Annotated in this window: 17 protein-coding genes and 1 tRNA gene; 15 read left to right on the forward strand and 3 right to left on the reverse strand. The window is 38.2% G+C overall.

Annotated elements, in window-relative coordinates; genetic code table 11:
* The first annotated feature begins 8 nt into the window (after positions 1-8).
* The 5 genes from IM793_RS12025 (at position 9) to IM793_RS12045 (ending at position 5,795) form a co-directional block, all read left to right on the forward strand.
* Positions 9-1,208, forward strand: a complete 1,200-nt coding sequence (locus IM793_RS12025; RefSeq protein ID WP_193421610.1) for a glycosyltransferase — start codon at positions 9-11, stop codon at positions 1,206-1,208.
* Positions 1,209-1,219: 11 nt separating this feature from the next.
* Positions 1,220-2,422: a glycosyltransferase gene (locus IM793_RS12030; protein ID WP_193421612.1), complete on the forward strand. Its 1,203-nt coding sequence runs from the start codon at positions 1,220-1,222 to the stop codon at positions 2,420-2,422.
* Positions 2,423-2,690: 268 nt separating this feature from the next.
* Positions 2,691-3,968, forward strand: a complete 1,278-nt coding sequence (locus IM793_RS12035) for a condensation domain-containing protein (protein ID WP_193421614.1) — start codon at positions 2,691-2,693, stop codon at positions 3,966-3,968.
* Positions 3,965-5,233: a condensation domain-containing protein gene (locus tag IM793_RS12040; RefSeq protein ID WP_193421616.1), complete on the forward strand. Its 1,269-nt coding sequence runs from the start codon at positions 3,965-3,967 to the stop codon at positions 5,231-5,233. Before IM793_RS12035 ends, IM793_RS12040 begins: the two co-directional genes overlap by 4 nt.
* On the forward strand, positions 5,226-5,795 hold the full coding sequence (locus tag IM793_RS12045; protein WP_193421618.1) for a hypothetical protein: 570 nt from the start codon (positions 5,226-5,228) through the stop codon (positions 5,793-5,795). The genes IM793_RS12040 and IM793_RS12045 overlap by 8 nt, the downstream gene beginning before the upstream one ends.
* A 701-nt stretch (positions 5,796-6,496) precedes the next feature.
* Here the strand turns inward: IM793_RS12045 and IM793_RS12050 are convergent.
* Positions 6,497-8,575 (reverse strand): hypothetical protein, encoded by a 2,079-nt coding sequence (locus IM793_RS12050; RefSeq protein ID WP_193421620.1) that lies wholly within the window; start codon positions 8,573-8,575, stop codon positions 6,497-6,499.
* Between the two features lie 305 nt (positions 8,576-8,880).
* Between IM793_RS12050 and IM793_RS12055 the strand changes: the two genes are divergently transcribed.
* From IM793_RS12055 to IM793_RS12080, 6 genes are all read left to right on the forward strand, one after another.
* Positions 8,881-9,735, forward strand: a complete 855-nt coding sequence (locus tag IM793_RS12055) for an alpha/beta fold hydrolase (protein WP_193421622.1) — start codon at positions 8,881-8,883, stop codon at positions 9,733-9,735.
* Positions 9,736-10,636: 901 nt separating this feature from the next.
* Entirely contained in the window at positions 10,637-11,257 is a 621-nt protein-coding gene (locus tag IM793_RS12060) for an insulinase family protein (protein WP_193421624.1), read from the forward strand.
* Positions 11,258-11,577: 320 nt separating this feature from the next.
* Positions 11,578-12,051: a TspO/MBR family protein gene (locus IM793_RS12065; protein ID WP_193421626.1), complete on the forward strand. Its 474-nt coding sequence runs from the start codon at positions 11,578-11,580 to the stop codon at positions 12,049-12,051.
* Positions 12,052-12,100: 49 nt separating this feature from the next.
* On the forward strand, positions 12,101-14,398 hold the full coding sequence (locus IM793_RS12070) for a patatin-like phospholipase family protein (RefSeq protein ID WP_227256230.1): 2,298 nt from the start codon (positions 12,101-12,103) through the stop codon (positions 14,396-14,398).
* Positions 14,395-14,925, forward strand: coding sequence for a hypothetical protein (locus IM793_RS12075; RefSeq protein WP_121287023.1), 531 nt, complete (start codon positions 14,395-14,397; stop codon positions 14,923-14,925). Before IM793_RS12070 ends, IM793_RS12075 begins: the two co-directional genes overlap by 4 nt.
* Positions 14,926-15,776: 851 nt before the next feature.
* Positions 15,777-16,346 (forward strand): 2'-5' RNA ligase family protein, encoded by a 570-nt coding sequence (locus IM793_RS12080; RefSeq protein WP_193421628.1) that lies wholly within the window; start codon positions 15,777-15,779, stop codon positions 16,344-16,346.
* Here IM793_RS12080 and IM793_RS12085 read toward each other — a convergent pair whose 3' ends face one another.
* Complete coding sequence (locus IM793_RS12085) at positions 16,347-18,770, reverse strand: BamA/TamA family outer membrane protein (protein ID WP_193421630.1); 2,424 nt, start codon at positions 18,768-18,770, stop codon at positions 16,347-16,349.
* Here IM793_RS12085 and IM793_RS12090 point away from each other — a divergent pair.
* The 4 genes from IM793_RS12090 to IM793_RS12105 all read left to right on the forward strand — a co-directional run bounded on the left by IM793_RS12090 (position 18,761) and on the right by IM793_RS12105 (position 20,785).
* Positions 18,761-19,507, forward strand: coding sequence for an RNA methyltransferase (locus tag IM793_RS12090; protein WP_193421632.1), 747 nt, complete (start codon positions 18,761-18,763; stop codon positions 19,505-19,507). The two genes, IM793_RS12085 and IM793_RS12090, sit on opposite strands and share 10 nt — an antisense overlap.
* Before the next feature lie 59 nt (positions 19,508-19,566).
* Positions 19,567-19,640, forward strand: a tRNA-Cys gene (locus IM793_RS12095).
* A 34-nt stretch (positions 19,641-19,674) separates the two neighbouring features.
* Complete coding sequence (locus IM793_RS12100) at positions 19,675-19,845, forward strand: spore protein (protein WP_193421634.1); 171 nt, start codon at positions 19,675-19,677, stop codon at positions 19,843-19,845.
* A gap of 274 nt (positions 19,846-20,119) precedes the next feature.
* Positions 20,120-20,785, forward strand: coding sequence for a DNA alkylation repair protein (locus tag IM793_RS12105; RefSeq protein WP_193421636.1), 666 nt, complete (start codon positions 20,120-20,122; stop codon positions 20,783-20,785).
* 326 nt (positions 20,786-21,111) lie between these two features.
* On the opposite strand, the gene IM793_RS12110 is transcribed toward IM793_RS12105, so the two are convergent.
* On the reverse strand, positions 21,112-22,140 hold the full coding sequence (locus IM793_RS12110; protein WP_193421638.1) for a quinone-dependent dihydroorotate dehydrogenase: 1,029 nt from the start codon (positions 22,138-22,140) through the stop codon (positions 21,112-21,114).
* Positions 22,141-22,234 lie beyond the last annotated feature (94 nt).

The following is a 22,234-nucleotide window of genomic DNA, read 5'->3' on the forward strand; positions in this document are numbered from 1 at the left end:
AAACACATATGGCAAAATTCGTATTCGTTGTTCCGCCCCTAACCGGCCATATTAACCCTACACTGAGTATGGGTACAACCTTACTTGAAAGAGGTCACCGTGTAGGATGGATTACTTTAGATGAATCATTAGGCGATAAACTTCCTGAAGGTGGCGAACTCCTTGTGATCAGCTACAGTCAGAACGACCAGCAGAAAAAAGATTCAGAAAAATACCTTGATATCATTACCAAAAAAATTGTTTATGGTATTGATAGCATCAAATTTTTGTACGAAGAAGTATTGATTCCGCTCAACAGGCATAGTTATGACGGCATTGCCGGCTTACTCGACCAGTTTAAGCCAGATCTGGTGATTACTGATCATCAGATGTTTGCAGGAGCCATTGCAGCAACTAATAAAAACTATCCTTATGTAACCTCAGTTACTGCACCTGCAGCGATAAAAGTAATGGATGAATTGCCAAAAGTACATGAATGGGAAGTGAACCAGATTGTGGAACTACAAAAAGAATTCGGCATTAGTACAACCGGCTCTATTGCCTGTTCTGATCTTGCCACTTTGGTATTTACTTCGCGGGATTTTTTCGGGGAGATGGATTTGCCAGAACATTTTAAGTTTGTAGGCCCCGTTTTTAACCGCCGTAAAAATAAAATTCCTTTTACATGGGAAGCATTTCATACCAGCAAACCAAAAATACTGGTCAGCATTGGCACCACCTTCGATCATGAGCATAAGAAAAACTTCTTCGCCAAAGTAATCGATGCTTTTGCTGATGAAGACCTGCAGGTGGTTGTGGTTTCAGACCCTGCTCTATTTGAGGAATGGCCGGCTAATTTTACGGTACAGCGCCAGGTACCACAATTGGAACTTTTGCCACACCTCGATGCCGTGGTTTGCCATGGAGGGCACAATACTGTTTGTGAAACCTTGATGAATGGCCTCCCTATGGTAGTTATTCCTATAGCCTACGATCAGAGCCATGTAGCCGGGCGTGTTTTTAGACTTGGTGCAGGGGAACGTTTAAATTTTAACCGCTTTAAAGCCAATCACCTTAAAGAAGCTGTAAACAAAGTGCTGCAGAACGACAGTTACAAAATAGCTGCAGAACAAATTAAACGGTCCTTTATTCAAGCTGGCGGAACAGAAAGCGCCGCCGATTTACTGGAGGCATTAAGCAACAAAACCTCAAACGTATTCATCAGTTAAATTATAATCTTATGTCAAAATTCCTTTTCGTTGTTCCGCCCTTTTTCGGCCATATTAGCCCAACATTAAGCATTGGTGCAAGTTTATTGGCCAGAGGCCATGAGGTAAAATGGCTGGGTATTACCCCGCTTGCAAAGGTGCATTTACCTGAAGGTGGTGAATTTATTTACCCGGAAGAAGACCTGGCTGAGTATGCAGATGAAATACAACGCATTTTAAAACGTCAGGATGATGGCCCGGCCTGCTCTGGTCCGGAAGTGATGAAACTGGCGCTCGAAGAAACTTATGTTCCTTTTGCTAAAATGATGATGAAAGGGCTGAACAACTTTGTTGATGCCTGGAAACCCGATGTAATGATTAATGACTGCATTACTTTCGCTGGTGCACTAAGCGCACAGTTAAAAGGCATCCCATCGGTTACCACTACACCGGTTCCGCCAGATGTAATGGGCGATACGGCTAACAGTGCTCCTAAAATATTTGAATGGCAACAGAATCTGATTAAAGGTTTACAAAGGGAAGTAGGTATTTACAGCGACGATATCCATATCCATTCGAATAAATTGAATATGGTTTTCACGTCACAGGCTTTTGCAGGTTTCGAAGAAAAACCACCACACATGCATTTTGTTGGTCCGGTAAAAGGCCGGCCAAACCTGGCCCCTTTTGATTGGGAACGTCTGAGTAAGGCAACTACACCTAAGGTTTTTGTTTCCCTGGGTACCTTATTGGTTGATATCCGTAAGGAATTTTTTCAAAAACTGATTAATGCTTTCGAAAACCAACCCGTAACTATTGTGGCGGCAACCAATCCTGACATCTTCGAAAAATGGCCTGATAACTTTATCGTAAACGGTTTTGTGCCACAATCAGAACTGATGCCACACATGGATGTAGTAATTTGTCACGGTGGTTTCAATACTGTAAATGATACTTTCACCAACGGTTTACCGATGTTGATCACACCAATTGCCTATGATCATTTTCATACTGCCAAACTAATTGAACAGGCAGGTTGTGGGGTTAGTATCCGTTACAAGCGACTACGCATCAGCGATTTAAGAGACACCGTTTTCGAACTTTTAGAAAACCCTAAATACCGTCAGGCCGCACAAAAAATAAAAGAAACATTTATCGAAGCCGGTGGTAACGATAAAGCGGTGCAACTGCTAGAGGATTTTGCAAAAACAGCACAGGCCCTAGAAACGGTTTAATGAATTGAGTTGTCAACTTTCATAGTACGATCGCCCGAAAGTTGACAACTCTGGGAGTAAATCGCAATTGTCCGTCATTTCGAGCCCTTGCTAGGTCGTCACCCTGATCCGATAGCTATCGGATTTATTTCAGGGGCTTAATAACAGGAAAGATGGATAATGGAACGCATAAAAAAGCATGTCGAAACACATGAACATAACTTAAGAGTTGTCAACTTACATAACCAGTTTACTAGAAAGTTGACAACTCAGCATAACACTAACCTAAATGAAAAGAAAACTGCTATTCGGCGAAAGGATGTTATACGGAGATGGGAAAAGTCCGTTTAATCTCGTGCTACCTTTTAAAATCAAGGGCGAAATACAAGAAGATGACCTAAGGTTTGCCTTATTTAAAATTCAAAAAAAACACCCTTGGTTAACTGCATCAATACATTTCGATGAAGATAAAAGGCCTTGGTTCGTAACCAATCTTACTGAAACTTTTAGGATCCCCATCCGCATTGTAAACAGGTTAAGTGATGAGCATTGGAAAGAAGAATCTACATACGAGTGGGAAACCGTTTTTGACGCTTCCATTGCACCACTTTGCCGCATCACATGGATTAAAGGCAAATCCGTTTCTGAATTTTTGATGGTATATCACCATTGCCTTTGTGATGGTACTTCTGTACTTTCTATTTTAACAGAATTGCTTCAGCTTTTGGATGATCCGGAGACCAACATTGGGAAAGAGATTCCGATTATGGGAGTAGAGGATGTAATCCCTAAAAAGATATTAAAAAGTTACCGGAATAGAACTAAAAACGGATTGATTGGTAAAATTGCTACGCTTGCACTTTGGGTAATCCCGATCAAAAAGGTAGCGGTAGAACGTAAAAAGGATTTTATGCTCCACTGGAAATTCGATCAGGAATTCACCAAACAGATTATCCGGTTTTGCAAAGCCAATCAGTTTACGGTAAATACACTCCTAAGTGCCGCGGTTTTAACCGCATTTAGAGCGGTGAGAAAAGAAAAAGCATTTAACAAAATATCATTACCGGTAGACATCAGGAACTTTAACCCGATTATTAAAAAAGACCACATTTTTGCCTTTGGATTAATGATTGTACTTTCACTATTGCCTGAAAAAGACTTTTTAGGCAACGTTAAAGCATTACAAAAGGACGTAAATGAGAAATCGGCCAAACTGAATCCTTACAGTTTGATGATGATGATGGAAGCGTGCCATCCAGCGCTTAAGAATTTTACCAATTTCTTAAAATATGGCAAATCGAGCAACGATTGCATGTTTTCTAACCTTGGTAAAATCGACATCCCGTACCAATATCAAAACTTTGAAGTAGAAACCATTTTCAGTCCTTCGGTAATGGGCCCATTGGGCAATACCACCACAATAATTACCTCAACTTACCGCAACCAAATGGACTTTACCTTTATGGCCAGTGAAGGTTATGTTGCATTTGTAGAAGCAGAGGCCATCAAAGAAAAAGTAATCGCTATCCTTAAAGAACAAATTGAGATTTTAACTGCTACCGCATGAAAAGAAGATTAATTTTAGGAGAAAGAATAATGCATGTAGATACCAAAACACCGCTAAATTGTGTTTTTGGCGCTAAAATATCAGGTAAAATCAATGAAGAAAACCTACATAAGGCATTACACAAAATTCAGCTAAAACATCCCTTATTGCAGATGAATATTGACGCCACAGGCAAAGTACCTTACTTTGTATTAAACGAAAATATCAGCAAAATACCGGTTAGGATTACCAGTCGCCCAACAGATCAGAGCTGGCTGGTTCAATCCAAAACAGAGTGGTACAAACTTTTTGATGCCCATAACGAACCATTGGCAAGGGTAGTGTGGCTAAAAGGCGAAACAGAATCTGAGCTTTTACTTGTTCTTCCACATTGCATTTGTGACGGAACTACTATTTTAAATTTAATGCGGGAGCTCATGACTTTAATAGATAATCCTGAACAAGATCTGGCTCCATATCCTTCATTTCGTTCCGTTTATGACCTCCTGCCAGAAGATTTTAAGATCACTAAAGCAGCCCATTTTAAAGGAAAAGTCTTCGCAGCGCTTGGTCGTTTATTCTTCTTTTTTAAAGCTACTTCCAGTAATAATGTAGACCAGAGCAATTACGTTGTTCATTGGAAAATCAGCACCGATGATACCAAACAACTATTGGTTAAGTGTAAAGCAGAAAATACTACTGTTCATGCCGCCATCTGTGTAGCCTTTATGGAGGCCTTTAAAAGTGTACAGGGTACCAAAGCACACGGCAAGGTCATTTGCCCTGTTGATATCAGGCGCTTTGTAGAGGCTATTAAACAAGATACCATGTTTGCTTTCGCACCCATTGCAGAGTTAAAGCTAGAACAAAGTGAAAATGATTTCTGGATAAAAACCCGAAAATTAAAAAGCGATCTGGAAACAAAGGTAGCTGAAATGAAAGTTTACGATCTGTTAAACATGAGTGAGTATTTCCATTCGTCCGTAAATAAAATGATCGGATTTTTAAAAACAACAAAGGGTACACACGATGTTACACTCAGTAATATGGGCCTTTTAAACATCCCTAAAGATTATAAAAGTTTTATATTAAAAACCATTTACAGTCCTACGGTTGCTTTCCCATGGAAAAATGCAAATACATTAGTTTGTAGCACTTTTAATGGGCAATTGGATTTCTCATTCATGTCGAACGAATCGTTTCTTCGCGAATTTGAAGCCTGGCAGATCAAAGACAAGGCAATGGAACTGATTAAAGAAAATTTAAAGGAGCTGGTTAATGTCTGATTACCTGGAGCATAATGAGCAGACAAAAGTGTCGAATTGGAAGAAGTTTGTACGAAAAAACCTGCTGTTACACCTCATCCCTAACACAATATTAAATACTATTGTGCCTTACTTTGCTTTTAAAGCACAAAATTCGGTTCATTTATTTAGTGGTGAGCAAAATCTAGCCAGGTTTTTACTGCCTATGTCTCTACTACTTCCATTTATGATTACGCTCGACATTTTAAAGAAAATAAAACTGCTTCAAAACTCAGGTTCAATTAATTACAAGGTAGACGAGAAAATTTCGGGTTATCCTTTTATCTTGAAAAAAGCAGGCCTTAATGGTTTGTATAGCATCGCCGTTGTATTTACCATAATGCTTGTACTGCACTTCTCTTTCCCTAAAAATCACGATTTCGGAATCACCCCATCTGCAGTATGTGCGGGATTATTGGCGGGATTATATTCTATTACCTTTTTTTATCTCGCAATTAGGCGGTTTAAAAATGATGCGGTAACATATTTTCCTTTTGAAAACACTTGTCATTCTGAACGCAGTGAAGGCTCCACTCAATCATAGGCCTTTCTCATACATCCTTGCTGCAAGCGAGGAAGATTAAAAGTTTTAACACCAGCATTACGCTCCAAAAACTTCAATAAACTTCACTCAACAAATACATCCAAAATAATCTTTTTCTGTAAATAGCATTTGAAGATCATTCGACTCCACTATCAATGACAGATTTAAAAAATCGCCGTCATTTCGATCCGAGCTATCGGATGAAGCGCAGCGAAATGGAGAAATCTTTTAACATAGTCCAAACATTTCTCCACTGCGGTCGAAATGACGCCGCTTGTATATCTGTCATTAACCCTCCGATGTATTTGAAAAATTCTAACCTCTACCATTGTTTTTTTTACAATATTTATTAATCAGCATTTTAATTGGTTTCGCATTTCCATCCAGCTAGGCCAAAGTACGGTATCCCCGTTCTACTTAAATCCGGCCTAACAAATTTTTCGGGCTGCACTGTCCTGCCCTCACAACTTGCTTCAAAAGAAAAATTTTCAGCCGGCAGTTTTTGTTTCTTTTTGATGCCAAAAAGAAAGAGCCCTTCGGCGGCGGCGAGCCGAGGCAAGACCGTGGTGTATGGTAAAAGAAATCAATTGTACGTCACTCAGATTTTAAACAATTAATGAACCCTCAAGATGACAAATCACATATATTTTTGGTGTTTCATCACTTAGAGATTCTTCGCTGCGCTCAGAATGACTGTAAAACTATTCCAACCAAACCATTTGCGTAAAAGCACCATTGGTAGCGATGTCCCAGGCCTCTACCCTTACCCACTTACGGCCTTTTAAATTAATTGCCCAACTGTAATCTCTTGTTCCAAAAGCCTGGGTAGTGTTTAAATTAATGCGGTTACGATAAACCTTTCTGCCGTCACCCGATACAATTTCGACAAAACTCAAGGGGAATGTCCAGTTGAGTTGCATATTTATTTTTGCTCTACCACTATGATCAATCTTTAGTGTTTCCCCTGCGCCTTTTCCATTAATGTTAAACTTTGGAATCAATACCTCTCCAGTAGAAACAAAAAATTTGCCTTCCCGCATTACATCTAAAACAGGCTTCCAGCCGTCTGCATAGTTTGGCAACTTGTCCATCTGTAAATAATTCACATTTAAGTGTGCATACATTTCATTTTGCCCGGTAATGGTAAAGATGTCAGCTTCAGAAATGATATGTTTTTTCAGCCCCCAATTCGCCATATCGTCCATTAAATTCAATACTCTTTTACTTAAGGTTGGTAAGGAAAGATCACCAGGAATCGCCTTCCAGGCTGCCCCCATGAAGGTTTCCGATTTAAAAAAGTCTTCCTCCTTATATTTATCCGGATAACCGGTTGAGGCCTTAGTCCGGGCATGTGCTGTCCAGGCGAGGCCTTGCTCCTGTTCCAGTAATTTTAGCATTTCAGCCTTATCGCTAACACGGTAAACTTTCCCATACTTTGGATCATTGGTTTCGAAAGGCAGATCGCTTTTTCGCGACATTATCCAATAAATTGGTTTAGGAAAAAATGCCAGCCAATGTCCACCATAAAAATTATTAGCTTCTTCTCCTGGTAACAGTAAAAAATTAGGATCAGATAACCTTTTGGTTTGTTTAAACAAGGCATCTAATTCTTTTAAACGGATCGAATCTGGTCCTTTTGGATGTCCCGGTCCATGAAATTCGGCAAGCTTAACAATATTTAAACCTGCTTTTTTTAATACGTCAACAAATTCCGGTTTTTCAGGAATCGCTTTTCCGCTCAGCACTACATCCGAAATAAACTCATTATGAAAATGGCTGGCCATTGTTTTATATCCTGCCAAGGGTACATAAGTATCGTTGTGTGTAAACTTTTTAACTGCTGTCAAAACTGTTTCTGCATTCCCTGTACTTAATAAACAGAAAAAATTAAGGCGCTGTTGGGTATTGGGAGGTGCATTAAACCATGGCACATAACGTTTATCTCCTAACGGATCCTGACGGATGCCAATACCAAAATCGGGAATCAAATTTAAGTAATTGCTCCCTTTCCAGGTAAATTTAAGGTTAAAAGCTTCATCCAGGGGATAAAAATATTGATGTGGGGCAGGAAAAACAGCCAAACTTCCACCTTTATTTTCGCCGATAACGGTACGGTATTTTACTTCCAAATTTTTCGCTGAATCTGCTTTGGATGCTTTTTCCCGCTGAAGATTTCCCTTTACATCAGACCAGGCTACATTAGACCAGGTCTCTTTTTTACTTATCAATCCGGCATCGTACAAAATAGCTGTTGAATCTTTTGGAGTAGATACTACAGCTGCTACGTTAAACAATGGGCTTCCATTATACAATGTTATCTCCAAAGCACCACTAAATGTTTCGCATTGCACTCCATTTATTCGCACTACAGTTTGCGCGCCCTTTGTAAAAACACTGGTAGCTCCCTTAGCAAACTTTACAGCATTTGTGGTGTATGGCCTGGTTGGAACACGATCGAAAAAAACATCCCAGCCTCCACTGTTTGGACTTAAGGTTCGTTTACCTATTCTCAGCACAAATGCAGGATCGAGATTTGCAGCTACTTCTTTTAAGGCACCAGGTTTACCCACCTGCAAACTGCTGAACAGTGGTCTCCCATTTTCCAGATCAAGAACCATTTTACCAATGGCACTATTGCCAACCGGCCAGCTTACCACCAGTCCTTTTTGCCTTAGGTAAACAACTGCTCCATTAGGTTTAACACCCTTTAAATTAACCTGAGCAGATGCATTTACAAAGAATACACAAATAATAATAAAAAATGGAAGTGACTTTTTCATCAAGGATATTAGTTTTTTTGGTTAGCAGATCACATGCAAGATAATGATTATGAGCAAAATATGTAATTTAACAATGAAGTTCCAATTATCATAAATATTTTAATTCCCCATTTCTAAAACCTTAAGCCCCTAAACTTCGTATAATAAAAATCAAACAAACATTTGACCATTAAGGAATTAAGAAGATTAAAATTGAAGTCGATGCCTGTTCGCAGATTACAGTATGCATTTTGTTCATTTTTATTTTTTTCATAAAAAATCCGTTACATTTTTTAATTTAATTAGAAATTTTAAAACCAAACATTTTGCATCCTATACTGCTTAGAAATAACGTAAAAATCCTTGGCGAAGGTAGCCAGGTTATTGTATTTGCCCATGGCTTTGGCTGTGCGCAAAGTTCCTGGAAATTTATTACAGATGCTTTTCTTAAAGATTACAAGGTAATCCTATTTGATTATGTAGGATCGGGTGATTCAGACCTAAGCCAATATGAGCAACGGAAATATGCTACTCTTGAAGGATATGCCTGTGATGTAATTGAAATCATAGAAGCGCTTGATTTGAAGAACATTATATTTGTTGGACACTCGGTTAGCAGTATGATTGGCATGATTGCCGCATTACAAATGCCTGAAGCATTTAAAAAACTTGTTTTTATTGGTCCTTCGCCAAGATATTTAAACGATCATAACTATATCGGCGGATTTAATGCAAGCGATATTGAAACCATTTTTGAACATATTGCCCTTGATTATATAGCCTGGAGCAAACAATTTACGCCAGTGGTGATAGACAGCCCTTCTAAGCCCGAACTTGCTGATTTTTTACAGGAGTGTTTTGAAGCTACAGACCCAAGCGTGGCCCTGGCCTTTGCAATGGCCACCTTTAAAGCAGATTACAGAGACAAATTAAAAAACCTCGAAGTACCAAGTCTTACCTTGCAAGGTACTAATGATGTCATAGCTCCATTATCGGCTGCAGAATTTATTCATAAAAATACGCCAGACAATTTTTTGGTTGTGATGAAAGCCACTGGTCACTTTCCGCATATTAGCGAACCGGAAGAAACAATAAGGGAAATAAAGAACTTTATAGAAGATATCAGTTCAAAATCAGCATCAGATCATCGGCATACACCAGAAAATTTCGCCCACCATTAATTTAAAACATGGTAACAAAGAAAGTATAGGTTATGGACCAAAAATGCCTTCACTTCTTTTCTAAGCTTTTTGCATAATCATCGCGGTTAATTGTATCCGATGAGGCTGTCTCATAAATATAGAACTTTCATCCTGAGGGTTAATTTATTTCATAAAAATCAATATAAATAACTGTAGTATTCTATGCGTAAAAACCCCTCTGGTTACCGTCATTTCGAGCGGAGTGCAACGCAGTCGAGAACCACGAAGTGCTCAGCGAAGCTAAATCTAACTAAATAGATCTCTCCATTTCGCTGCGCTACAGTCGAGATGACGACCATTATTAGAGTCTGTCAATGGTAGCCTCTCGAAGGACCTGTTTTAAATACTTAACAAGGCGTTTCGATACTTCATCAAGCTCAGTACAGGCTGAGCTCAACTGACAAATTCAATTGAATTACAATTTATGATACAGCCTCTAACCCACCTTCCTCAATCGCCTGCAAACGTACATTTAGTTTAGCCTTTACCATTAAACATTAAATGGTTAAAAGAAATAAAGGCAATACGTTTAGCATTTCATATCCCTGACTACCAAATATTATTATCCAGTCAATTTCTTAAGATTTAATTCTAAGAGTTTCTTTCGCAGCTAAGTGAATGATAACAGGCAATATTATCAGATTTACGTCAAAAATGAATCGATGCATAGCCAGCAGGAATAATTGAACTGAATAAACAATGAACAAAATGAATAAAATATACATTTGCAGAAATCCGATCCAATTTTCTTCACGTATATAAGCCCGTTCGTCTCTAATTTCTTGCCTTTATTTACTTTAAATAATGCCCAGGAACTAGTCAGAATTATATTAATTCAACATTATCAATAAAATGTATCCTATTATCCATAAAAAATAAAATGAACATAATTAAAACAATTGCAATTTCGGCCTTTGCCATCTTCTCAGTTTATACAACTGAAGCACAAACCTTTAAGGAGCCTGTCGGCTATAAACTTAAAAATGGCATGAACATTATTATTTCTGAAAACAACAGGTCGCCAAAGGCTTATTCCAGCTTCACCTTAGATGCTAAAGCCTTCGATAATAAAAAAGATGGCGTAGTTGAGTTACTAAATGCCGTATTAAATGAAAACGTGGGCAAAAATGCGAACATCAGTTTTAAAGATAACAGCGGCAAACTGGCTACCGCTAGTACAGATCTTGCAAAAGATTTAACTGAAATGGCTTCTTTGATCCGGAATGCCACAATCGATCAAAAAACTTTCAATATTGCAAAAGCTAAATTGATGACCAGCTTAAAAGCACAAGATTATGATTACGATCAATCGGTAAATGAAAATTCGATCAATGCATTAACTTTAGCTGATGTAAAAAGTTTTTATAGCCAGATATCTCCGGAAAAAACGTTTTTAACCATTGCAGGTGATGTGGAATTAAATACTGCCAAAGCTTCAGCAAAAAAAGCTTTTGGCAACTGGAACAGAATACAAGAACCTGCATTAACAGCAGCAAAGTAATATTAAAATTAAATTCAGGCCCTTTGATTTTTTCAAAGGGCTTTTTTATGCCCAAAATATTACAAGAGGTTGAATTTAAGCGGCACGTATTCAAGAAATCATTCAATATATTCGTTTTAAATAAAGCATCATTTCTGAAAACCGACAGATGAAAAAACACACTCACTCCTATTTTTTTTTACCATAATAGTAAAGACAATTATTTATTTGCAGTTCAAAGTATCGGAAAAGACGACAATGAAAGCCTGCCAGTAGTGCCGGGCATTGGCAGGTAATAAAACATTTGGGATTTACCATTGTTTAACCTCAAATTTGGCGCAATGAAATTTAAACCACTAGCTTTTATCATTAATATAGCCATTACACTAGGTGTTGGTGCTTTAGGAGGATGGGCAACCGCTCAATCTGTTAAAACCTGGTATCCAACATTAAATAAACCATCCTTTAATCCACCAAATTGGCTTTTTGCACCTGTTTGGACAACACTTTATATACTTATTGGTATTGCCGCTTATTTGGTTTGGATAAGACGTGATAAAATAGTCCATTTCCCCCGAACAGTTGCCATTTACCTTATCCAGTTAATTTTAAATTTAGGCTGGTCGTTCATTTTCTTTTACCTGCACGAAGTTGGCTTTGCGCTTGCTGAAATTATTTTACTGTTAATTTTCATTGTCATCAATGCAATTATGTTCTATAAAATAAACAAATGGGCAGGACTGATTTTTATTCCATATTTCATTTGGGTAAGTTTTGCCACAATTTTAACTTATAACATTTTCATATTGAACTAATTTTAAAAGAAAACCCTATTTTTAGAGAGTGGTAACTTTTAAAAGATATTTGCTGATACTGTTCGTTTTGTGCTGTAGCCAATTGCAGGCACAAAAGGTAGGTCTTGTATTTAGCGGCGGCGGTGCGAAAGGATTGGCTCACATTGGCACGTTAAAGGCTTTAGAAGAAAACCACATCCCTATTGATTACATTACAGGCACATCGATGGGCGGCATTGTTGGTGCTATGTATGCTGCAGGTTATAGTCCTGCAGAGATAGAAAAAATTGCGTTGAGCAGCGACTTCCAGAATTGGGTAAATGGCCGGTACACGAGCGATTATACCTATTATTTCCAGAAAAATGCGCCAAATGCCTCCATGCTAACTGCAAAAGTGGCTATTGATACCGGTTTTCATTTTAGTTTCCGCTCTAACCTGATTAATGATATTCCATTAAATTTTGCTTTTCTTGAGCTTTTCTCTCAGGCTTCTGCAGTATCAAAAGACAATTTCGACAACCTTTTTGTGCCTTACCGCTGTATGGTGGCCGATGTGCTTTCGCAAAAAAGCATAACGGTAAGCAAAGGAAGTTTAGCTGAAGCAGTAAGGGCCACCATGACGGTACCCATTATCTACAGGCCGATTAAATTAGACGGAAAATATGTTTTTGACGGTGGACTCTATAATAATTTCCCTGCTGATGTAATGGAAAGAGATTTCAAGCCCGATTATGTAATTGGTGCCAATGTTTCTTCTAAAACGTATAACGAATACCCTAAAAACATCGACGATCGTTTAATGAACCGTTTTCTGGTATACATGTTTCTATCCAAATCAGACTCTACCATGATCGGTAAAAATGGGGTATACATCCAACCCGATTTAGCTACTTATAGCACAACTAATTTTGCCCCTGTAGAAGAGCTGATCAAAAAAGGATATGATGCAACCATAGCCGATATGCCAAGAATTAAAGCATTAATCAGCAAAAGAGTAAGCGATGAAGAACTGGCAAAAAGAAGAGAAAAATTTAATGCAAAAAAACCGGAGTTAAAGTTTAGCAACGTTACAGTATCAGGGGTTAATGCACAACAAAAAAAATATGTAGAAAGGCTTTTTAAAAGTGACAAAACCACTTTCGATCTGAAGGATATCAGAAGGGGCTATTACAAACTGGTTGCCGACCAGACTTTCGAAACGGTATATCCTAAAATTTCTTATCAGGCTGCCACAGACAGTTATACCTTTGAGGTGGTTGCACAACCTAAGAAGAGCTTTAAACTCGAATTAGGTGGTAATATCTCCACCAGGCCAATCAGCAATGTTTTCCTTGGGGCACAATACAATTACCTCAACAGGAAATCGTACACGTTTGGAACCAGCTTTTATTCAGGCCGTTTTTACGAATCGGTGCAGGTAAATGGCCGGGTAGATTATCCAACTAAGCTGCCCTTGTTTCTCGCTGCCGAATTAACCTATAACCACTGGAATTATTATAACACCAGTCAGATTTTTATCGAAAATCCCCACCCTATCTACATCGAGCAATCCGACCGGAAAATTGATCTGATGGTGGGCATGCCTTTAAATTACAATACGAAAATTGTTCTCCACTCTACTTTTATCAATAATAGTGATCACTATAGTCCCAACAATACCTTTGGTATTGGAGATGTGTTGGATGAAACCGTTTTTAATGGATTCAGAGGTTCGTTAAACCTCGAAAAAAATTCGCTCAACAGAAAACAATACGCCACAAACGGACAGAGTTTTTCTTTAAGTTTTAATTATACCACTGGTCGCGAAAATTACGATCCTGGTAATATTTTCCGCAATACCCCGGGTTTTATTAAAACACCAGAGCTTAGCCGTTTGCACCATTGGGGAAGCATTAAACTCACCCAGGAAAACTATTTTTTACACCTTAAAAAATATACTTTGGGTTATATTGTTGAAGGCGTTATTTCAAACCAACCCTTATTTAGCAACTATTACGCAACACTTTTAACCGCTCCGGCCTTTTACCCCCTGCAAGATAGCCGCTCGCTATTTCTGGATAAGTTTAGGGCAACTACCTACGCCGCTGGTGGAATAAAAAACATTTATAATGTTAAAAAAAATCTAGACTTTAGATTAGAGGGTTATTTATTTTTGCCTCACAAAGAGTTTGAGCTGAACAATTTTCAGGATGTAGATTATGCAAAGGCGATTACAAAAATACGCTATGCGGCTACTGCAGGTTTAGTTTATCATTCTCCACTTGGCCCCGTAAGTTTAAGTTATAATTTATATAATGATGCTATTAAAAGAAATGGTGTATTATTGCATATCGGTTATTTAATTTACAATAAACGTTCTATCGAATGAAACGAATCTTAGTCTTATTATCCCTGTGTTTAATCGGCTTTTCCGGCTTTGCCCAAAATGCAGCAATCAACAATTTTCTGGTAAAAGAAAACTTACTTAAAAACAATAAACTAGCTATTATTGCAGCCGATTCGTTAAATAACCCCAACGAGAATATAAACGGAACCTACACCTTCAGCGTGAGCGGTTTCACGCAGATTTTAAAATTTAACGATGGTATTGCCGTGCTGCCACTGCCAATCGATAAATCTACATTCGTTTACATTAAACACCAGAACGATACCGGTACGCACAGCAAATTGGTATATGTGTATAAAAAAGATACCGATTTAAGTCCTTACGCCATCAATAGTTTGTGGCTGTTTATCATTCCCATAGCACTCATTATCATTGCATTCGCCTTCCGCAAACTCATCATATTTGTGGTGATTGTATTTTTGGTATTTGTATATTTCAACCACAGTAACGGACTAAACCTTTCTACCTTTTTCGAAAGTATTTTTGATGGGTTGAAGAACCTCGTTTGATGCATCCAGAGAAGAGTTGTCAACTTTCTAGTAAACTGGATATGAAAGTTGACAACTCTAAATAAACCGTCATTGCGAGACAGCTTTTCAGCTGGCGAAGCATCTTTATGCATGGCTTGCGAATTGTTAAGAAAGGTGTAAAAAAGAAAAACGAAGATTGCTCGTACTGGCTATACATTCATGCTCACGCTCGTTTCTAACGAGTGTGAAAATAACAAATCGTTTCTAACGATTAACTTCATTGTTTATCACAAAAGATCTAATGCAATTTCTATTTTTAAGAAAAGCAAGGCCTGCACTGCTTCGGTTCCGCCAGTCCCGCCCTTTGCTTAATCCCGATAAATTTAAACGATAATAAAAAAACCATCTAAATCGGGATAACGCTGTCGGTCGGGTTTATTTCACATAGGTCCTCCATTCCGTTGAACATTCATGCTCACGCTCGTTTCTAACGAGTGTGAAAATAACAAATCGTTTTTAACGATTAACTTCATTGTTTAGCACAAAAGATCTAATGCAATTTCTATTTTTTAGAAAAGCAAGGCTTGCGGTGCTTCGGTTCGGCCAGTCCCGCCCTTTGCTTAATCCCGATAAATTTAAACGATAATAAAAATATCACCTAGTCGGGATAACGCTGTCGGTCGGGTTTATTTTACTTCCAATAGTAGCACATTTTAAGCCCCCTAAACCCGATCGAAGCGGGATGCCGATTTTTCATCGGCAGAAGCGGGAGCGGGACTACTGTAAGCTAAAAGCTTCTGAAATTGCTTTACAAAAAAAATTATACGGACAAACAGCAACAATCAGTATAATGATTTTCAATTTACTAATTTTTTTAGTAAATTTACATTGTGGAAAATCTTTATTTAGTGTGTTTAGTCCCTCCCATTTCTATTGTAGAAGACATCAACGAGATCAGAACCTACATTTCAGACAAATTTAATGTGCACGAATCATTAAAACGTCCGGCACATATTACCTTATACCCTCCGGTAAAACTTTCAGCATACGCTGCAGAAGAAAGTTTTTTCAAAGCTTTAGCAGATGCTTCCTTTCATCAACCCTTTACACAGGCACTCCGAAATTTCAATTCATTTCCGGAACATACCTTTTATCTCGACGTTGAACGAAATGAAGGATTAATGGCACTGGAAAATCAGATAACCAAAGCATTACATCCTTTAAAATTGATCGAAAAAAAAGAAAAATTCAATCCGCATTTAACTTTGGCTTTCAGAGATGTAAAACCACCCGTTTTCAAACAGATTTCTGCTGAATTTAAAGACCGTAAATTTAAACGGGAATTCCTGGTTTCATCCTTTTCTGTTTACAGGCATATGGATAAAAGATGGCAACCCTTTAAAGAATTCTCTTTTAAAGATCCCGATACAAAACCCAAAGCTTTAAGCCTTTTTGGTTAATTAAAACGGCATACCTATACCAAAATTGTATTGTATAAAACGATAAGTATCAGGCCCATGTGTAGCATTATAAGTATCTTTAAAATCTCTCGCTCCGGATAAAAACTTACTGATCACCCATTGATCCGAACCCGAGAACTGAGGATCTTTAAGTTTTAAGCCCACATCAAACCTAAACACAAAATATTGCACATCGTATCTCAATCCTACACCTGTTCCAACAGCCAGCTGCTGTGCAAATTTACTTAATCTAAATACGGTTTGTTCATCAAGTGTTGGCGTTGAAACGAGAATTGATTCGCCTTTACGTAGGTTCCAGACGTTACCAATATCAACAAAAGCTGCACCTTTTAATGTTGCACCAAGAAACTTCTTGGCAACGGTAAAACGGTATTCAAAATTGGTCTCAATCCGCATGGTTCCAAGCTGATCAAGCCCAAAAAATGCCCTTCTCAGTGTATCACTTCTTAAAAGACCTCTATCGTAGTTACCAGGTCCGATGGTTCTTGCCTGCCAGGCCCTTATTCCGCTCGATCCACCAGCAAAAAATTGCTTTTCGAATGGAATACCTGTTAACACCGAATTCCCATAGGCATAAGCTACACCAGCGTTTAAACGGGCAACAAACTGCCGCTCCCCACCCAAGTGTTTGTACCACCTTAGGTCAACCTCCGGGCGCATATATTGGTTAAATGGCAAGCCAAATATTTTTGCAGGATCGTTGTTGGCAGGATCGTTTTTATTGCCGCTTAATTTGGATATGCCCTGCAACATATTACCCGCAATGTCCATCCCTGCCCTTAAATAAACAAAAGACCGGTATTCATTTAGCTTATTTCCATTTAAGGTATAGGTATATTTCATCCCCAGGGTTAAATCTTTACGGCCTAACAATGTTGAGTAATAAAGGTTATTCAATACAGTTTGAGCATCAACATTAGGATCTAAATTGCCAAAACGGTATTCGAAATTTAATGGGGTAAAAGAGTGTAACTTAGATTTGGTTTCAAACCAATCGTAAGTGATCGAATTGATAAAAATTCTTCTTACTGATACATCTTTCTGCAAAGCATAAATATAACTGCTTGAAAAAGTGGTATGTGGCATTCCATTACCACCCAAAACCGGGTTGTAGAAAGGAATCATCAATCTGGGTACCGTAATACTGGCACTGATTGAAAAATCGCGCTGATAAATATCACTAAAGGGTTTAGCACCATTGCCTATTCTTGATTGCAAACCACCTTTTACCTGAAGTTCAAATCGTTCTGCTCCTCTGAAAATGTTATTATTGGTATAGGTATTTCCGAGAGTAAACCCTACTGTACCTCCATTAAACGGCACCTCACCTTCCACACGGTTAGTCATCACCTTTTGTGGAATAAGCTGGATTACAGCATTTACTTTATTTGAGGTACTGTCTCTTCTGAAATAATCGATTTTTACATTTTTGAAAATATTGAGTTCATATAACCGATCGTAAGTGAGGTTTTCATTCCGGATATCGTAAAGGTCGCCTTGCTTCAGAAAATCATACCTCACAATTGGATTTCTGCGGTAGCGTTTGGAAAAATCGGTGAATATGATGCCATTAACCGTGTCTTTGCTGAGCTTATAACGCACTGAATCGGGGAAACCATCAGGGTTAGGTGCAATAATCATGTGGGTATATCCAATATTGAACTGCTTATGTTCGCCATCGTTAGGGTTGGTTACATTTAGGTTGAGATCAATTTTATTGGTTTTAGAAGTAGGCTCTGCACCATAAACGTCGAAATTCACATACGGCCTTAAAAAATAAAAATATCCATTTTCTTTCATGATGCGGTAAATCTGTTCCCTTTCGTACGTTAAAGAGTCTTCATCATACTGCATTCCCTTATGTAAATGGGTTATTTTAGCCTTATTCGATTCGTAAAGGTTTTTAATATTTGTATTTGGTATTGAATCTGAAAGTTTATCAATAAGATAAGCAGGCCCGGGTTTTGCACTGAATACAATTTCAGCTTTTTTATCTGCAATTTTTATAGCAGAAGTTACTTCGGCCTGGCGGTAGCCCTTACTTTTTAAAAACTTCTGGATCTGTGTTCTGGAAATTTCGACCAGCGTGCTATCTAAAATGGCTGGAGGTGTGCCAAACGGCTTAATGTCACTGGTTTTATACCGGCCATCTTTAGAATTAAACAGGTTATATAATGGCACCTGAATACTCAGCTTCGAAGCCGGCCTGATATCTTTTTGAACATAGTTATAAGCCTGTTCTTCAAATTTAGCATCAACACTGTCAATAGTTACCTTTTTCACTATCGATTGATAGTCGGCAATGTACTTAGTTGATGAGCAGGCCTGAATTAAAACAATAATAAATAGTAATATTGCAGTGCTTTTCAGTTTAATATTTATTGAGTTTTGGTATGCTTTCAAAATCACAGATTAGTTTTATAAAATCGTTACATCAAAAAAAATATCGTAAAGAACATGGTTTGTTTATTGTTGAAGGTATAAAATCCATACAAGAATTTTTCCAATCAAGCTACCAGATCCACACTATATTTTACAACAGCGAACAATACAATTTGTTACCCAAATTACCCGCAAATATAAACTTATTTGAAGTAAAGAACGCCGAATTAGACAAGATTAGTACGCTGCAAACACCACAAGGCTTTTTAGCGTTGGTCCACATCCCCAAAAACAAGGAATTGGATCTAAAAGAGTTGAAAAATGAGTTCACTTTAGTGTTAGATGGTGTTCAGGATCCGGGCAATATGGGCACCATTATCCGTACGGCAGATTGGTTTGGTTTTAAAAATATCATCTGCTCTGCCGACTCTGTAGAAGTATTTAATCCAAAAACGGTACAGGCCACCATGGGCTCTTTGGCACGGGTAAATATTTATGAAGCAGATTTACCAGCATTGTTAGAGAAGAATACCATTCCTGTATTCGGTGCATTGTTAGATGGCGAATCGATTTACAAAACGCAATGGGGAACTGAAGGATTGGTAATTTTAGGTAATGAAGGAAAGGGAATATCGGCAGAAGTGATCAAAAAAATAAATAAACCGGTTACCATTCCGAAAATTGGGGAAGCCGAATCGCTAAACGTAGCTGTAAGTGCCGCAATCTTTTGCGCTGAGTTAGTGAGAGTTCGAAATTAAATTGAGATATTATTTGCAGGCTAACTAATAATTGCTATTTTTGCAGCCTTGAATTTAAGGGTCGAGTGGCCGAGTGGCTAGGCAGAGGTCTGCAAAACCTTCTACAGCGGTTCGAATCCGCTCTCGACCTCCATTTGTACAAATAAAATAATTAAAAGGTTATTACCATGGCAGTTACCAGATTAAAAAGAAAAGACAGAAGAAATAAAAATACAGCTCACCAAGAGGTGGCTTTTTTAAAGAGAGCAACTAACATCGAGTTAGGAAGCCGCTCTGCACAACCTAAAAAAGATCAATTAGCTAAAAACAATGCTGTTTTAGCTACTTTGGCAAAATAGTTTTTAGAAATTCTTCTTAAAGATTTAAAGCATCCTTCTGATCAAAGGATGCTTTTTTTTATGCGTTAGTATTTTTGATACTCACAATATTAATTGTAATTCCAAACCTCTTTTCTAATTCAATCGTCATGCTGAACTTGCTTCAGCATCTTTCCTGCAAGATAGACCCTGAAATAAATTACCTTCGGTGAGCTCGCTAAGGCTCGGTTCAGGGTGACGACGTATGCTAACAACCTAAAATCTTAACTTTATTCTATTAGATTTACGAAGACACATGAATCTTACAGAAACTCTTTCAAAATTAGAATCGCTCGGCGAAGAGAAAGTCCGTGCCATGCACCTAAAAAATGGTGCAGGAGAAAATATTTTTGGCGTTAAAATGGGTGACATCAGGGCAATAGCCAAAAAGATCAAAACCGACCACGCGCTTGCGCTTCAACTCTGGGAAACTGAAAATATCGATGCCCGGCTGCTGGCCATCTTAATCCTTAAACCAAAAGCGCTGTCTGCAGAACAGATTGAGCAAATGGTTGCATCAGAAAATTTTACCTGGGCAGCCGACTGGTTTTATAATTATGTGGTTAAAGAATATCCTGAAAAGGAACTATTTCGCGAAAAATGGATGAATTCAGGAAATATTATGCTGGCCCGCGCAGGCTGGAGCTTAACCAGCGGACGTATCACCAGAGCGCCTGAAGGAATAAACATTACATCAATTCTCGACCGGATTGAAAAAGAAATGGCTAAAGCAGCACCAGAAATCCAATGGACTATGAATACCACATTGGCTCAGATTGGTATTAACCATCCTGATTATAGAGAAAAAGCTTTAGCCATCGGCAAAAAACTTGGCATTTACCGCGATTACCCCGTTTCTAAAGGCTGTACTTCGCCGTTCGCACCAATATGGATTAATGAAATGGTAAGCCGGCAGAAGTAGTTTGCAGCGCAAGGTAATTTGTTAAATTAAGGAGAAATATCACCGGCACAGGCCTTTCATAATAAACCCGATAGCAGTGGATGCCGATTCTTTACCGAAAATCGGCACTGAATCAGCATCGGCTGGAACGAATAGCGGGACTATAACCGCCCATGGAATACTGACATTCATTTCCAAAACCTAAAAACGTCTTAGATTTTTATAAAATAAATTAATCCTCACACTAACAAAACGTATAGCAAGATTAGTTTTTACACGAGAATAAAAAAGAAATTTTCAGAAATTTAATACCTTCTTCAGTTTATCAGTTTAAAACTATAAGGCGCTTAAACTAATGCTTTACAGATGCTTTTGATTAACCCCGGCCCCTCATATATAAAACCAGTATACAATTGAATTAAAGATGCTCCAGCATCCAGCTTCTCTTTTGCATCTTCTGCGGAATGGATTCCACCTACCCCAATAATCGGGAAAGCTTTGTTTGATTTTTCTGAAAGATAACGAATGACTTCAGTAGAGCGTTCTTTAACTGGTTTACCACTCAATCCGCCGGTTTCAGCTTTTAAATGCTGCTCTGTGGCCAGGTTTTCCCTGCTGATGGTGGTATTGGTCGCAATAATGCCTGCAATCTTCGTTTCTGCTACAATCTCTATAATATCGTCTAATTGCGCATCAGTTAAGTCTGGCGCAATTTTTAACAGAATCGGACGGGAAATATCGTTTTTACGGTTGCGCTGTTGTAAGGTATTCAGAATTTTCTTCAGGGGCTCTTTTTCCTGCAGTTCGCGTAAACCTGGCGTATTTGGCGAACTTACATTTACCACAAAATAATCTACCACATCAAAAAGACGATCGAAACATTTAATATAATCGCTTACCGCATCTTCATTTGGTGTAGCCTTGTTTTTACCAATATTTCCACCCACCACAATATCAGGATGTTTATCTTTTAACAAGCGTAAACGTTCCGCCATTACATCCACACCTTTATTGTTAAAGCCCATCCGGTTAATTAAAGCTTCATCATTAGGTAAACGAAACATTCGGGGTTTATCATTTCCAGGCTGAGGCATTGGTGTTACCGTACCCACTTCAATAAATCCGAAGCCTAAATTACTAAGTGACTCCACATATTCACCGTTTTTATCAAATCCGGCAGCCAGGCCAACGGGATTTCGGAATTTTATGCCGAAAACCTCACGTTCTAAACCTTTAATGTGTACATCAAAGCTACTACGGATAATGGTTTTACCCAGTGGAAATTTATCATTAAACCACTTTAACCGCTTGACTACAAAATAATGTACGTTTTCAGGGTCAAATTTGAAGAATATTGGTTTAATAAGGCGATACATGGCACGAAGATAAGAACTTATAGGTAATTATGGAAAATGTAAAATGTAAAATGGATGATGAATCTTTCAATAGCTCTATAAGTTCACCAGTTTA

It is taken from the genome of Pedobacter sp. MR2016-19 (genome assembly GCF_014947265.1).
GTDB lineage: Bacteria > Bacteroidota > Bacteroidia > Sphingobacteriales > Sphingobacteriaceae > Pedobacter.